This window comes from Micromonospora sp. NPDC047793, from assembly GCF_040642635.1.
Classification (GTDB): Bacteria; Actinomycetota; Actinomycetes; order Mycobacteriales; family Micromonosporaceae; genus Micromonospora.
Window position 1 is genome coordinate 289,090 of record NZ_JBEYSG010000005.1, and the last position, 14,947, is coordinate 304,036.

Here is a 14,947-nt window from a genome sequence, read left to right on the forward strand (position 1 = left end):
CCATCCTCTCCCGGCCGTCGGGCGCGCGGCCCGGACGGGGGCTGTGGGGTCGGGCACTCTCGCGTCGGTCAGCGCCGGTCGGTCCGTCTGCCGGCGGCCAGGGTGAGGGCGGTGGTCAGACCCCAGAGGATGGCCACCGCCAGCAGCAGCCGTTCCAGCACCCCGACCAGCGAGCCCCGCCCGACGAAGAGCATGGCCAGGCCGACCGCCCCGGCGAGCGGGAGCGCCACCACCGCCGCGACCGTGGCCGGTCGGCACAACCGCCGGTCGGCCTGCGGGGCGAGGGCGAGCGCGACCATCGCGAACACCACCGTCGCGGTGGCGGCGACGCTCGCCGCACCGTGCACCAGGTCCGCCACGGTGGCCGGCTCGAAGGGCGGCAGCGGGCAGCCGGCGCTACAGGTCACCGCACCGGAGAGCAGCGTGCAGAGCGCCGCCGCGACGAGCAGCGCCACCGCGCCGGGCAGCGTCGCCACCTGCCGCACCACCGTCGCGGCCCGACGTCCCACGAGCCGCCGCACCACGGCCGCACCCGGGTGCGCCACCCACGCCGGGTCCGGGTCTGTCACCGCCGCCGGTTCGGGCCGCCGGGCCTCGTCGCGCAGGGCCACCGCGAGCAGCAGTAGCGCCGTGGCCAGGGAGAACACCCCGATCCGGTACGTCCACGCGTAACCGCTCTCGGCCACCCCGGCCTCGCTGACGTACCCGGTCAGCCCCGGTCCCGGACCGGCGACCACGGCGAGGACCACCAGGGCCGTCCCGGTGAGTACGCCCAACGCGGCACCCGCCGCCGCGACCCCGCCCCGCGCCGACGCCCGGCGGTACGCCGTCGACGACTCAGTCACGTCCGTGCGGCGTCGTCCAGCCGTGCAGGTCCGGCCCGAGCGGCACCACCCCGGTCGGGTTGATCTGGTGGTGCGTCGCGTAGTAATGCCGCTTGATGTGGTCGAAGTCCACGGTCTCGCCGAGACCCGGGGTCTGGAACAGGTCCCGCGCGTACGCCCACAGCACCGGCATCTCGGTCAGCTTCTGCCGGTTGCACTTGAAGTGCCCGTGGTAGGCCACGTCGAAGCGGACCAGCGTGGTGAACAGCCGTACGTCCGCCTCCGTGATCGAGTCGCCCATCAGGTACCGCCGGCCGGTCAGCCGTTCCGACAGCGCGTCCAGCCGGGCGAAGAGCGTCTGGTACGACTCGTCGTACGCCTGCTGGGAGGTGGCGAAGCCGCACCGGTAGACGCCGTTGTTGACGTCCCGGTGGATCTCCGCCATCAGCGTGTCCATCTCCGGGCGCAGCGCCACCGGGTACAGGTCCGGCGCGTCCGGTGCGTGCCACCGCCGCCACTCGGTGGACAGGTCCAGGGTGAGCTGCGGGTAGTCGTTCGTGACTACCCGGCCGGTGAGCGTGTCGACCAGCGCGGGCACGGTGACCCGGCCGGAGTAGTCGGCGTCGGTCGCCAGGTACGCCTCGGACAGGAAACCGATGCCCAGCACCGGGTCGAAGCCGTCCTGGTCGAGCGCGAACCGCCAACCCCGGTCGTCCCGGATCGGATCGACGGTGCCCAGCGAGATGGCGTCACCGAGCCCGAGCAGGTTCCGCACGATCAACGCCCGGTGCGCCCACGGGCAGGCGCGGCACCAGATCAGCCGGTAGCGGCCCGCCTCCAACGGCCAGCGGTCCTGGTCGTCGGGCCCGCCGCCGGGCGGCGAGGTGGAGTGCGGGGTGACCCGCCCGGTGAACCGGTTGGGCTGCCGGACGAACGCGCCGCCGTCGCTGGTCTCCGCGCGGAACTGGGGTCGGGCCATGCCGACAACCTATCGGGATACGCCGGGGATATCCTGGCCGCCGGACGTCCGGCGGGACCCGACGGGCGGCCGGTGCCCGCCCTTCCCCACCCCCGAAGGACTCGCGATGACCGTGGCTTACCTGGTGGCCGGTGTGCGTACCCCGATCGGCCGCTACGCCGGTGCCCTGGCCGGCGTCCGCCCCGACGACCTGGCCGCGCACGTGATCCGTGAGCTGGTGGCCCGTCATCCGGCGGTGGACTGGGCACGCACCGACGACGTGATCCTGGGCTGCGCCAACCAGGCCGGTGAGGACAACCGCAACGTGGCCCGGATGGCGGCGTTGCTCGGCGGGCTGCCCGAGCAGGTGTCCGGCAGCACGATCAACCGGCTCTGCGGTTCCGGTCTCGACGCGCTGGCCACCGCCGCCCGCGCGGTGGTCGCCGGTGAGGCCGATCTGGTCGTCGCGGGCGGCGTCGAGAGCATGAGCCGGGCCCCGTTCGTGATGCCGAAGGCGACCACCGCCTACTCCCGGGCCGCCGAGGTCCACGACACCACCATCGGCTGGCGACTGGTCAACCCGCTGATGCGGCAGGGTTGGGGCGTCGACTCGATGCCGGAGACGGCCGAGAACGTGGCCGAGGAGTACGGCGTGGACCGGTCCGCGCAGGACGAGTTCGCGTACCGCTCCCAGGCGCGGGCCGCGAAGGCCCAGGCCGACGGGCGGTTGGCCGAGGAGATCGTGCCGGTGACCGTGCCGGCCGGGCGGCGCGAGACGCGCCTGGTGGAGGTCGACGAGCATCCCCGGCAGACGTCGCTGGAGAAGCTCGCCGCGCTGCCCACCCCGTTCCGCGACGGCGGCACCGTCACCGCGGGGAACTCGTCCGGCGTCAACGACGGCGCGGTGGCGCTGCTGGTCGCCTCGGAGGTGGCCGTCGCCGCGTACGGCCTCACTCCGCTGGCCCGGGTCTCCGGCGCCGCGGCGGCCGGCGTGCCGCCCCGGACCATGGGCGTCGGCCCGGTCCCGGCGACCCGGCGGCTGCTCGACCGGCGCGGGTTGGCGGTGGCCGACCTCGACGTGATCGAGCTGAACGAGGCGTTCGCCGCGCAGGCCGTCGCGGTGCTGCGTGAGCTGGGCCTGCCGGAGGACGCCGAGCACGTCAACCCGAACGGCGGCGCCATCGCGCTGGGGCACCCGCTGGGTGCCAGCGGCGCCCGACTGGCGCTCACCGCCGCGCTGGAGCTACGCCGCCGGGGCGGTCGACGGGCCCTGGCCACCATGTGCGTCGGCGTCGGGCAGGGCATCTCGCTGTTGCTGGAAGCGGCCTGACCGGCCGCGACACGGCGCGAACGGGAAAGGTGTTCGTGGATCTCCCTCGGCGTGACCGACCGGCCTAGAGTGGTCTGCATCACGACGAGCTGAGGTGCCAGTGCAGACCCCCGACGGACTCCCCTCCGAGATCGACCTCTCGCGGCCCAGCGCGGCCCGGGTGTACGACTACTTCCTGGGCGGCGCCCACAACTTCGAGATCGACCGCAGGCTGGCCGAGCAGATCGCCGCCACCACACCCCACCTGCCGGCGACCATGCGGGCCGGGCGGGAGTTCCTGCGTCGGGCCGTACGCGTGCTGCTCGACGCCGGCATCGACCAGTTCCTCGACATCGGCTCCGGCATCCCCACCGTCGGCAACGTGCACGAGGTGGCCCAGGCCGCGAACCCGAAGGCCCGCGTGGTCTACGTCGACATCGACCCGGTGGCGGTGGCGCACAGCCGGGAACTGCTGACCGGCGACGAGCTGACCGGCGTGCTCCACGGCGACCTGCGTGACCCGGAGCGGCTCCTGGCCGACGCCCGGGCGTTGCGGCTGCTCGACTTCGACCGCCCGCTCGGCGTGCTGCTCGCCGGGGTGGTGCACTTCGTGCCGGACACCGACCGTCCCGCCGACGTCCTGGCCGCCCTGCGGTCCGCCACCGTCCCCGGCAGCCACCTGGTCCTCTCGCACTCCACCTTCGAGGACCAGCCACCGGAGATGTTGGACGCGCAACGGCTGTCCGCGCGGACCGCCACCGAGATCACGCTGCGCTCGCGGGCCGAGATCACCGGCTTCTTCGGTGACTGGACGCTGCTGCCGCCGGGAGTGGTGCACATGGAGCTGTGGCGTCCCGACGCGCCGTCCGAGGTGGCCGCGAACCCGCAACGGTTCGGCGCCTTCGGCGGCGTCGCCCGGAACGACCGGTCCGCCGGCTGACCTGATGTCCGCCGTCGGCGACTCCGGCGGGAACGCCGTGGACCAGACCGGTGCCCAGCGGTACGCGGCCGACTGGGCCCGTGCCGTACGCGGGTTCGGGTTCGTGCCGTTGAGCCCGACCGAGACCGAGCGGCTGCTGCTCGGGCACACCGTGCGGCTGGCCCGTGCGCTGCTCTCCGGCGAGCCGGTGACCCCGGCCGCCGAGGATGTCGGGCGCGCCCTGGTGGCGGCCCATCTGATCGCGCCGGGGGTGATCGGGTGGGCGGTGCGTACCCTCGCCGCCCGGTTCCCCACCGAGGTGCTGGACGTCCGGGCGGACCGGCCCGATCTCGCCGACCGCGTCTCGGCGGCGCAGGCGGGCCTGGCCGCCGGCTTCGCCGGTGCGCTGCGTGACCGCACCTTCGCCCAGCAGGAGGGGATCGCGCGCTCGGCGTGGCAGGCCCGGGACGACGTGGAGCGGGCGCTGCGCGACAGCGAGGCGCGGTTCCGGGCGGTCTTCAGCGGGGCGGCCATCGGCATCGGCATCGCCGGGATCGACGGCACGATCATCGACGTCAACCAGAGCTTCGCCGAGATGCTCGGCTACGACATCGAGGAACTGCGGCAGACGAACGTCGCGTCGCTGTTCCACGCCGACGACGCCGCCGGGATGTGGGAGCTGTACCAGGAGCTGATCGAGGGCAAACACGAGGCGGCCCGGGTCGAGAAGCGCTACCACCGTAAGGACGGCACCGCCGTCTGGACGGACCTGGCGGTCTCGCTGATCCGGCACGACGACGGCCGGCCCCGGTTCACTGTCGCCGTGGTCGAGGACATCACCGAGCGGTACGAACTCCAGCAACGGCTACGGTTCCAGGCGCTGCACGACCCGCTCACCGGCCTGCCCAACCGGACGCTGTTCTTCGAGTCGCTCGGTCGGCTGGTGAACCGGACGCACCCGTCCGGCCGGGTCGGCGTCTGCTTCCTGGACCTCGACGGGTTCAAGGCGATCAACGACAGTCTGGGCCACGACCTCGGTGACCGGCTGCTCGTGCTGATCGCCCGGCGGCTGGCCGACTGCGTGGCCGACCGCGGCTACCTGGTCGCTCGGATGGGCGGCGACGAGTTCGTCATCCTGGTCGACGGCATCGCCCGGATCGAGGACGTGACCGCGGTGGCCGAGACGGTGCTGGCCGCCGTCTCCGCCCCGGTGCACATCGGTGACCAGCAGCTCGCGGTCTCGGCGAGCATCGGCATCGTCGACTCGGACCTGGCCGGCACCAGCGCCACCGAGCTGATGAAGGCCGCCGACACCACGCTGTACTGGGCCAAGGGGGAGGGCCGGGGCCGGTGGGCGGTGTACGACCCGGAGCGCAGTGCCCGGGACATCGCCCGGTCAGCGCTCGCCGCCGAACTGCCCACGGCGCTGGACCGGGGCGAGTTCGTGGTGCACTACCAGCCGATCGTGTCCCTGCTGGACGGCCGGATGCTGGCCGTCGAGGCGCTGGTCCGCTGGCAGCATCCGGAGCTGGGTCTGGTCGGGCCGGACCGGTTCATCGGACTGGCCGAGGAGACCGGCCTGATCGTCCGGCTCGGCGAGTGGGTGCTGCGGCAGTCCTGCCGGGACGCCCAGCGCTGGCACGCCGAGTTCCCGCAGGCCCGGCTGGTGGTCAGCGTCAACCTGGCCGCCCGCCAGGCCGACGCCCCGGCGATCGTGGACACCGTGGCCGACGCCCTGGCCGAGAGCGGGCTCCCCGCCGCACTGCTGCAACTGGAACTGACCGAGAGCGCCGTGATGGGTTCCGCGGGCGAGCCGCTGCGGACGCTGTACCGGCTCGCCGCGCTCGGCGTCCGGCTGGCGGTGGACGACTTCGGGACCGGGTACTCGAACCTGGCGTACCTGCGCCGGTTGCCGATCACCTGCCTGAAGCTGGCCGGGCCGTTCGTGGAGGGCCTGCGGGGCGACGATCCCTCCGTCGCCGACCACCGTGACGTACGGATCGTGGACGCGTTGGTCCGCTTGGCCCACGCGTTGGAACTCTGGGTGACCGCCGAGGCGGTGGAGACCGAGGCGCAGGCCGAGCGGCTGCGGTCGCTACGCTGCGACTCCGCGCAGGGCAGGCTGTTCGACCCACCCGGCCCGGCGGAGAAGATCGTCGCCCGGCTGCGTGGCACACCGTCTGATGGGGAGTCGACGTGGAGCTGACGGACACCAACGGGGTGGTGGCGGTGGTCGCCGCCCTGGCCATCCTCGCCGGGCTGGCCGGGGTGGTGGTGCCCGGCCTGCCGGCGCTGCCGCTCTGCTGGGGCGGCGTGCTGGTGTGGACGCTGTTCGGCGGGGCCGGTGCCGGCCGGTGGCTGGTGCTCGCCGCCGCCACCCTGGTCGCGCTCGGCGGCACCGTGGTCAAGTACGCCTGGCCGGGCCGCAACCTCAAGCGGGCCGGGGTGCCCACCACCTCGCTGCTCGCCGGCGCCGTACTCGGGCTGATCGGCTTCTTCGTGATCCCGGTCGTCGGCCTGGTGATCGGTTTCGTCGGCGGCATCTTCGCGATGGAACGGCTGCGGTTGGGCGACACCCGGCTGGCCTGGCCGGCGACGAAGCAGGCGGTCGGCGCGGCCGGCCTGTCGATGCTGATCGAGTTCCTCTCCGGCCTGGTGATCGGCATGCTCTGGGTGACCGGCCTGGTGATGACCTGATCCGTGTGTGGCCCGTGGCGGGTGGTCGCCGGGCGGCGCGGGACGGAGCCAGGGCAGGGCACCGCGCCCTGCCCGAGAGAGAGGTGACGTCGCCCGCGCCGCCGCGGCTGTCGGGCCGTTCCGAGGGCCCGTGGTCGGCCCGTCGCGATCGGGCCTGGTCACAGGCTCAAGGATGCGTCAGGTACGGCCCGACCGGCAACGCGATTAGTCGGCCGGCGGACGACGGGCCGGGTACGCCCCCGTGGTGCGCCGGACACCGGACCGGTTTGCCGGGGACGCGGAACGGGGTACGACCGGAGCGTCCCGTTGACGGTGATCAGCTCGGCGGGTAGACCTTGGTGATGGAGGCTCGCGGATGAGGAATGCACCGCTCACGCTGGAGCAACTGCGGGTCGCCGTCGCCGAGGGCGAGATCGACACGGTGGTCCTGGCCCTGGTCGACATGCAGGGTCGGCTACAGGGCAAACGGTTCCACGCGCCGTTCTTCCTCGACCAGGTCGTCGGGCACGGCAGCGAGGGCTGTGACTACCTGCTCGCGGTGGACGTCGACATGAACACCGTCGACGGATACGAGATGTCGAGCTGGTCGCGCGGCTACGGTGACCTGGCGATGACGCCGGACTTCGACACGCTGCGCCGGGTGCCGTGGCAGCCCGGGACCGCCCTGCTCCTGGCCGACCTGCACTGGCCCGGGGAGACCGGTCCGGTGACCGTCTCGCCCCGGCAGATCCTGCGCCGGCAACTCGACCGGCTGGCCGCGCACGGACTGACCGCGTACGCGGGCACGGAGCTGGAGTTCGTGCTGTTCCGTGACTCGTACGAGCAGGCATGGCAGCGCGGCTACCGCGAGCTGACCCCGGCCAACCAGTACAACGTGGACTACTCGCTGCTCGGCACCGCCCGGGTGGAGCCGCTGCTGCGGCGTATCCGCAACGAGATGGCCGGCGCGGGACTCACCCCGGAGAGCGCCAAGGGCGAGTGCAACCTCGGCCAGCACGAGATCGCCTTCCGCTACGACGAGGCGGTGCGCTGCGCCGACCACCACGTGATCTACAAGAACGGGGCCAAGGAGATCGCCGCCCAGGAGGGCATGTCGATCACCTTCATGGCGAAGCCGAACGCCCGGGAGGGCAACTCCTGCCACATCCACTTCTCCCTGCGGGACGCCTCCGGCGGGTCGGCCATGTTGGGCGACGGACCGGGTCACCTGAGCGTCACCGGGCAGCGGGTGCTGGCCGGGCTGCTCGCCACGATGCGGGAGTTCAGCCTCCTCTTCGCGCCGAACATCAACTCCTACAAGCGCTACCAGCCGGGTTCCTTCGCCCCGACGGCGTTGCGCTGGGGCACCGACAACCGCACCTGCGCGCTACGGGTGGTGGGCCACGGTCAGGGGATGCGGGTGGAGAACCGGGTGCCGGGGGCGGACGTCAACCCGTACCTGGCGATCGCGGCACTGGTGGCGGGTGCGCTGCACGGCATCGAGCAGGAGCTGGAGTTGGGCGAGGAGTGCACCGGCAACGCGTACGACGACGCGGCGGCCGAACGCGTCCCCGGCACCCTCCGGGACGCCCTCACGCTCTGGGAGTCCTCCACGGTGGCCCGGACGGCCTTCGGCGACGACGTGGTCGCCCACTACACCAACATGGGCCGGGTCGAGCTGGCCGCCTTCGACGCGGCCGTCACCGACTGGGAACTCGCCCGTGGTTTCGAGCGCCTCTGACCGAGCCCGGGTCGTCCCGTCTCGCGTGCGTCGATGTGCGCCGATCATGGAGTCGTGGCGCCCGACCTGTCCCCTTTCGCGACGTTCACGGAGTACCACAACTCCATGATCGCGGCGCAGAACACGGGCGGGGCAGGCAAGGTGGGCAGCGAGGGTGAGGGGAGTGTGGGTGGGCGTGGGTGAGGTGCGGAATCCGGCCAGCGGGGCGGTGCTGCGCGAGGTCGCGGGGGCGTCTGCGGACGAGGTCGACGCGGCGGTGGCGCGGGCGGCGGTGGCGTACGAGCGGTGGCGGTGGGTGGCGCCGGGGGAGCGGGCCCGGCTGTTGCGGCGGTTCGCGGCGGTGGTCGACGCGCACGTGGAGGAGCTGGCCCGGCTGGAGGTCGAGAACGCCGGGCACACCATCGGCAACGCCCGCTGGGAGGCGGGCAACGTACGGGACGTGCTGGACTACTACGCGGGGGCACCGGAGCGGCTGACCGGGCGGCAGATCCCGGTGGCGGGCGGGTTGGACGTCACGTTCCACGAGCCGCTCGGCGTGGTCGGGGTGATCGTGCCGTGGAACTTCCCGATGCCGATCGCCGCCTGGGGGCTGGCTCCCGCGCTCGCCGCCGGCAACACGGTGGTGCTGAAGCCCGCCGAGCTGACCCCGCTGACCGCGTTGCGCCTGGGCGAGATGGCCCGGGAGGCGGGGCTGCCCGAGGACGTGTTCACGGTGCTGCCGGGGCGGGGCGACGTGGTGGGCGAGCGCTTCGTCGACCATCCGGCGGTCCGCAAGATCTGCTTCACCGGCTCCACCGAGGTCGGCACCCGGATCATGGCGGGCTGCGCCGCCCAGGTGAAGCGATTGACCCTGGAGCTGGGCGGCAAGTCGGCGAACCTGGTCTTCGCCGACGCCGACCTGGAGAAGGCGGCGGCGACCGCGCCGTCGGGAGTCTTCGACAACGCCGGCCAGGACTGTTGCGCCCGGTCCCGACTCCTGGTGCAGCGCTCGGTCTACGACCGCTTCCTGGAGCTGCTGGAGCCGGCGGTGCGGGCGTTCCGGGTACGCCACCCGGCCGACGAGGCCGCCGAGATGGGGCCGCTGATCTCCGCCGGGCACCGGGACCGGGTCGCCGGGTACGTCGACGGCGCGCGGGTCGCCTTCACCGGCTCCAGCCCGGACGGCCCCGGCTACTGGTACCCGCCGACGGTGCTGCTCGCCGACTCGCCGGCCGACCGGCACTGGCGCGAGGAGGTCTTCGGCCCGGTCGTCTCGGTGCTGCCCTTCGACGACGAGGCGGACGCGATCCGGCTCGCCAACGACACCGAGTACGGCCTCTCCGGCTCGGTCTGGACGCGGGACGTGGGCCGGGCGGTGCGCGTGGCGCGGGCGGTGGAGGCGGGCAACCTGAGCGTCAACTCGCACTCCTCGGTGCGGTACTCGACGCCGTTCGGCGGGATGAAACGCTCCGGTCTCGGTCGCGAGCTGGGTCCGGACGCCCTGCACGCGTTCACCGACGTCAAGAACGTCTTCATCAGCACGGAGGAGTGAGCGATGCAGCGGTTGCAGGACCGGGTGGCGGTGGTCACCGGCGCGGCCAGCGGGATCGGACTGGCCACCGTTCGGCGGTTGGCCGCCGAGGGAGCCCGGGTGGTCTGCGTCGACGTCGACACCGAGGGGGGTGCCCGGGCCGCCGAGGAGGTCGACGGGACCTTCGTCGCCGTCGACGTGACCGACGAGGGCGCCGTCCGTGACCTCTTCGACGGGGTGGTCGAGCGGTACGGGCGGGTGGACGTCTCGTTCCACAACGCGGGCATCTCCCCGCCGGACGACGACTCCATCCTGGAGACCGGGCTGGACGCCTGGGAGCGGGTGCTGCGGGTGAACACCACGAGCGTCTACCTGTGCTGCAAGTACGTCATCCCGCACATGCGCCGGCAGGGCCGGGGCTCGATCATCAACACCGCCTCGTTCGTGGCGCTGATGGGTGCGGCGACGTCGCAGATCGCGTACACCGCGAGCAAGGGCGGGGTGTTGGCGCTGAGCCGGGAACTGGGCGTGCAGTTCGCCCGGGAGGGCATCCGGGTCAACGCCCTGTGCCCCGGTCCGGTGGCCACGCCGCTGCTGCGGGAGCTGTTCGCCGCCGATCCGGAGCGGGCCGCGCGCCGGCTGGTGCACGTGCCGATGGGGCGGTTCGGCGAACCGACCGAGATCGCCGCCGCGGTGGCCTTCCTGGCCAGTGACGACTCCTCGTTCATGACCGCTGCGCAGTTCGTGGTCGACGGCGGGATCACCGGCGCGTACGTCACGCCGCTGTGATGTACCCGACACTTCCGGTGAACGGTGGGGCGATTCGTATCGGTTGATCGACAAGTGTCGTGGGGTAATCAGCGTCGCGATCAGCTGATGCGTTACGTTCCTGGTTCGGCGGGGTAGAAGTCCGGTCACGGCAGCGATGATCAGGGCACGTCGCGCACAGGCCGGGGAGGCTGCATGAACTCGGCCCAGGGGGGCGTGGACGGGGGCGATCCGTCGGCGGCGCGTCGTGGGGTTCCACCGCTGCTCGCGGCGGCGTTCGCGGGCGGTGGCGAGATGGGCGCGCTGTTGCGCGACCGGGACTGGTCGACCAGCCCGCTCGGCGCACCGGAGCAGTGGCCCAGCGCGCTCGGCAACGCGGTCAGCACGATGCTCGCCTCGAAGGCGCAGATCGTCATCTTCTGGGGCGAGGACCAGCGCGCCTTCTACAACGACGCCTACCGCCCGACCATCGGGGACAAGCATCCCGCCGTCGTCGGGCAGCCGGCCCGCGAACACTGGGTCGAGACCTGGGACGTGCTCGGGCCGCTGCTCACCGAGGTCCTGCGGACCGGTGAGGCGTACCAGGCGCGGGACCACCACTTCCTGCTCGACCGGTACGGCTTCATGGAGGACGTCTACTTCGACGTCTCGTACGACCCGATCCGGGACACCGACGGCTCGATCAGCGGCGTGCTCTGCGTCTGCAGTGAGACCACCGGTCGGCTGCTCAGCGAGCGGCGACTGCGTACGCTCGCCGAACTCGGCTCCGAGTTGGCCGACGTGGGCAGCAGCGCGGAACTCTGCCACGCGGCCGTGGACGTGCTCGACCGGCACCGGCAGGACGTACCGTTCGGGCTGCTCTACCTGTACGGCCCCGACGGTGGTCTGCGGCTGGCCGGGACGAGCGGCCCGATGACCGGGCCCGAGGAGCCCGACGCCGGGCTGGCCGACCTGGCCGCCGCCGGGGGCGGCACGGTGTCCACCGCCGACCTGTTCGGTGAGGTGCCGGCCGATGCCGCCGACGAGGCGCTGCTGCTGCCGATCACCGCCACCGCCGAGCAGGCGGGCGTGCTGGTGCTGGGGGTGGCCCGCCGGTTGCCGCTCACCGACGACTACCGCACCTTCCTCGAACTCGTCGCCGCGCAGGTCTCGCGGGCCGTCGGCAAGCAGCGCGCGTACGAGCAGGAGCAGGCCCGCGCCGCCGAGCTGGCCGCCCTGGACCTGGCGAAGACCAACTTCTTCGCCAACGTGAGCCACGAGTTCCGTACCCCGCTGACCCTCGTGCTCGGCCCGCTGGAGGACCTGCTCGCCGACCCGGCCCTGCCGGAGGTGTACACCCAGCGGCTGACGATGATGCACCGCAACGCGTTGCGGCTGCTCAAGCTGGTCAACACGGTGCTCGACTTCTCCCGGCTGGAGTCGGGGCGGCTGGCCGCGTACTACGAGCCGGTCGACCTGGCCGACTACACCGCCCGGCTGGCCAGCACGTTCCGCTCGGCCACCGAACGCGCCGGGTTGCGGCTGACGGTGGACTGCCCGCCGCTGCCCGAGCCGGTCTACGTCGACCAGGAGATGTGGGAGAAGATCGTTCTCAACCTGGTCTCCAACGCGGTGAAGTTCACCCTCGACGGGGAGATCCGGATCGAGGTCCGGGCGGTCGACGGAGTGGCCCGCCTGGAGGTCGCCGACACCGGTGTCGGCATCGTCGACGAGGAACTGCCGCACGTCTTCGAGCGCTTCCACCGGGCACCCGGGGTGCGGTCGCGAAGCCACGAGGGCACCGGGATCGGCCTGGCCCTGGTGCGGGAACTGGTCGAGATGCACGGCGGTCAGGTCAGCGCGACCAGCCGCGTCGACGAGGGCAGCCGCTTCGTGGTCACCGTCCCGTTCGGCTCCGGGCACCTCCCGGCCGACCGGGTGGCCGAGACGGGCACCGAGCGTGAGCCGGTGCAGAGCGCCCTCTTCGTCGCCGAGACCGAGCGCTGGAGCGACGACCGGGCCGCGACGGGTGAGGTCCGTGGCACGGGGTCGGCGGCGGGCCGCATCCTGGTCGTCGACGACAACCCGGACCTGCGCGAACACGTCGCCCGGCTGCTCGCGCCGACCTGGGAGGTGTGCACCGCCACCGACGGCGTGGACGCCCTGCGGTTGGCCGTCGACACCGACTTCGACCTGGTGCTGACCGACGTGATGATGCCGCGGCTGGACGGCTTCGGGCTGGTCGCCGCGCTGCGCGCCGACCCGCGCACCCGGTACGTGCCGATCGTCCTGCTCTCCGCCCGCGCCGGCTCGGCCGAGGAGGTGGCCGGCCTGGCGGTGGGCGCCGACGACTACCTGACCAAGCCCTTCTCCGGGCAGGAACTGGTCGCCCGGGTACGCGCCAACGTCGAACTCGGCCAACTGCGCGGCCAGCTCATCCGGCGGTTGGCCGCACTCGCGGACGCGGCCGTGGCGGTGAACACCGCGCGCTCCACGAACGAGGTGCTCCAGGTCGCGGCGCGGCACGCGTTGAGTCTCGCCGAGGCGGTCCGGGTGTCCGTCACCGCCGGAGACGCGCGGTTCGAGGCCGACGGCGGCGGCACCAGCGCCGCCGATCCCGCCTTCGTCCTGCCGTTGACCGGGGTGGGCGGCAAGCGCCTCGGTGAACTGCGGGTGTGGCGTGCGGTCACCGAGCCGGCCGGCACGGACGAGGCCGCGTTGACCCAGCTCGCCCGGCTCGTCGGCGTACGCCTGGAGAACGCCCAGCTCTACGAGGTGGAGCATCGCATCGCCACGACCCTGCAACACAGCCTGCTGCCGCGCACCCTGCCCCAGTTGCCCGGTGCCGTGGTGGCCAGCCGTTACCTGCCCGGCAGCGACGACGTCGAGGTCGGCGGCGACTGGTACGACGTGGTGACCCGCGAGGACGACGAGATGGTCCTGGTCATCGGGGACGTCGTCGGCAAGGGGGTGCCGGCCGCGGCGGCCATGGGTCAGCTGCGCAACGCGCTGCGGGCGTACGTGCTGGAGGGGTTCGATCCGGGAGAGTCGTTGACCCGGCTCAACCGGCTCGTGGGGTCGACCGGCTCCCGGTCCTTCGCCACGGTCTTCTGCCTCTGGTTCAGCCCTCGTACCGGGCGGCTGCGGTACGCCAACGCCGGTCATCCGTCCCCGCTGCTGATCCGAGGAGGCGACGTGGCGTTCCTGCACGACCGGGCGCTGGGGCCACCCGTCGGCGCGATCCCCGGGGCGGAGTACGAGACGGTCTCCGGCGAGCTGTGTGCCGGCGAGCGGCTGCTGCTCTACACCGACGGCCTGATCGAGGACCGGAACGTCGACATCGACGACGCGTTGGCCCAGCTCCGCGCCGATGCGGCCCGGCCGGGGGAGCATGTGGTGGACCTGGTCGAGGCGGTGGTGCAGCGCGTCGTGGACCGGCCCCGCCGGGACGACGTGGCGGTGCTCGCGCTGGAGGCTGCCGAGCTCAACCGGTTCGCGCTGCGGCTGCCCGCCGACCCGACCCGACTGAGCGTGCTGCGGAAGCGGCTGGAGGACTTCCTGGTCGCGCACGGGGTGAACGAGACCGACCTGTTCGACCTGACGGTGGCGGTGTCGGAGGCGGCGGCGAACGCCATCGAACACCCGGTCGACCCGGTGGAGCCGACGATCGGCGTCGAGGTGACGGTGGAGGGCCGGACGGTGACCGCGACCATCCGCGACAGCGGACGCTGGCGGGAGTCGACCGGGTCGGGCTTCCGGGGCCGGGGACTGTCGCTGATCGAGGCACTCGGGGAGTTGTCGGTCACGCGTACCACGGAGGGCACGGAGGTGACGCTACGTCGGGAACTGGGTGCCTGAGCCGGTGGGCCCGGCGGGTCAGACCGGCCGCAACCAGCGCTGCTCACCCAGGCCGGCGATGTGCAGCACGCGGCTGACCTGCCGGGACGGCAGCACGTCGAGGGTGTCCGGATAGTGACCGGCGAGCCGCACCACGGCGTGGATCGCCGCCGAGTCGAAGAAGCTGACCGCGCGCAGGTCGAGGAGCAGCCGGACGGCCGGCTCACGCAGCGCGGTCTGCAGCATGATGTCCGCGGTCGCCATGTCCACCTCGCCGGTGACCACCACGCGGAGCTGGTCACCGTCGATCTCCGCGCTGGCGGAGAAGACGGGTGGTGCTCCCCCTTGATCCACGCTGACACCTTGACACAGCGGTTGTTGTAGGGCAACAACCGTGGGCCACCGACGGTGGTGGGGGTCACCCCG

11 protein-coding genes are annotated in these 14,947 nt (G+C 72.8%); 8 read left to right on the plus strand and 3 right to left on the minus strand.

Translation table 11 applies throughout. From position 1 onward, the window contains the following. Positions 1-68: 68 nt before the first annotated feature. Together ABZ738_RS13875 and ABZ738_RS13880 are read right to left on the minus strand one after the other, a co-directional pair. Complete coding sequence (locus tag ABZ738_RS13875; protein WP_357213148.1) at positions 69-845, minus strand: DUF998 domain-containing protein; 777 nt, start codon at positions 843-845, stop codon at positions 69-71. Next, a complete protein-coding gene (locus ABZ738_RS13880) occupies positions 838-1,803 on the minus strand; it encodes a glutathione S-transferase C-terminal domain-containing protein (protein WP_357213151.1) in 966 nt (321 codons plus the stop codon). Before ABZ738_RS13880 ends, ABZ738_RS13875 begins: the two co-directional genes overlap by 8 nt. Positions 1,804-1,909: 106 nt before the next feature. Here ABZ738_RS13880 and pcaF point away from each other — a divergent pair, with 106 nt between their 5' ends. The 8 genes from pcaF (at position 1,910) to ABZ738_RS13920 (ending at position 14,542) form a co-directional block, all read left to right on the plus strand. Further along, complete coding sequence (gene pcaF, locus ABZ738_RS13885; protein ID WP_357213154.1) at positions 1,910-3,112, plus strand: 3-oxoadipyl-CoA thiolase; 1,203 nt, start codon at positions 1,910-1,912, stop codon at positions 3,110-3,112. A 100-nt stretch (positions 3,113-3,212) separates the two neighbouring features. Continuing rightward, the gene (locus ABZ738_RS13890; protein WP_357213328.1) at positions 3,213-4,031 is read left to right on the plus strand and encodes an SAM-dependent methyltransferase; all 819 of its coding nucleotides are present in this window, start codon (positions 3,213-3,215) and stop codon (positions 4,029-4,031) included. A gap of 4 nt (positions 4,032-4,035) precedes the next feature. Next, entirely contained in the window at positions 4,036-6,216 is a 2,181-nt protein-coding gene (locus tag ABZ738_RS13895; RefSeq protein ID WP_131054621.1) for an EAL domain-containing protein, read from the plus strand. Further along, positions 6,207-6,707 (plus strand): DUF456 domain-containing protein, encoded by a 501-nt coding sequence (locus ABZ738_RS13900; RefSeq protein WP_131054620.1) that lies wholly within the window; start codon positions 6,207-6,209, stop codon positions 6,705-6,707. The genes ABZ738_RS13895 and ABZ738_RS13900 overlap by 10 nt, the downstream gene beginning before the upstream one ends. A 355-nt stretch (positions 6,708-7,062) precedes the next feature. Further along, entirely contained in the window at positions 7,063-8,427 is a 1,365-nt protein-coding gene (locus ABZ738_RS13905) for a glutamine synthetase family protein (protein ID WP_131054619.1), read from the plus strand. 169 nt (positions 8,428-8,596) lie between these two features. Further along, positions 8,597-9,958 carry an aldehyde dehydrogenase family protein gene (locus tag ABZ738_RS13910; RefSeq protein ID WP_357213159.1) on the plus strand — a complete coding sequence of 454 codons (1,362 nt, stop codon included), beginning with the start codon at positions 8,597-8,599 and terminating at the stop codon, positions 9,956-9,958. 3 nt (positions 9,959-9,961) lie between these two features. Next, a complete protein-coding gene (locus ABZ738_RS13915; protein WP_131054617.1) occupies positions 9,962-10,726 on the plus strand; it encodes a 3-oxoacyl-ACP reductase in 765 nt (254 codons plus the stop codon). Positions 10,727-10,900: 174 nt separating this feature from the next. Continuing rightward, positions 10,901-14,542, plus strand: coding sequence for a SpoIIE family protein phosphatase (locus ABZ738_RS13920; protein WP_357213164.1), 3,642 nt, complete (start codon positions 10,901-10,903; stop codon positions 14,540-14,542). A gap of 18 nt (positions 14,543-14,560) precedes the next feature. On the opposite strand, the gene ABZ738_RS13925 is transcribed toward ABZ738_RS13920, so the two are convergent. Next, positions 14,561-14,875: an STAS domain-containing protein gene (locus ABZ738_RS13925; protein WP_201272482.1), complete on the minus strand. Its 315-nt coding sequence runs from the start codon at positions 14,873-14,875 to the stop codon at positions 14,561-14,563. Positions 14,876-14,947: the final 72 nt, after the last annotated feature.

Bases quoted from the DNA above. Each gene is read 5' to 3' on its own strand.
- ABZ738_RS13880 (WP_357213151.1), bottom strand. From the start codon at position 1,803: ATGGCCCGACCCCAGTTCCGCGCGGAGACCAGCGACGGCGGCGCGTTC.
- ABZ738_RS13905 (WP_131054619.1), top strand. From the start codon at position 7,063: ATGAGGAATGCACCGCTCACGCTGGAGCAACTGCGGGTCGCCGTCGCC.
- ABZ738_RS13920 (WP_357213164.1), top strand. From the start codon at position 10,901: ATGAACTCGGCCCAGGGGGGCGTGGACGGGGGCGATCCGTCGGCGGCG.
- pcaF (WP_357213154.1), top strand. From the start codon at position 1,910: ATGACCGTGGCTTACCTGGTGGCCGGTGTGCGTACCCCGATCGGCCGC.
- ABZ738_RS13895 (WP_131054621.1), top strand. From the start codon at position 4,036: ATGTCCGCCGTCGGCGACTCCGGCGGGAACGCCGTGGACCAGACCGGT.
- ABZ738_RS13915 (WP_131054617.1), top strand. From the start codon at position 9,962: ATGCAGCGGTTGCAGGACCGGGTGGCGGTGGTCACCGGCGCGGCCAGC.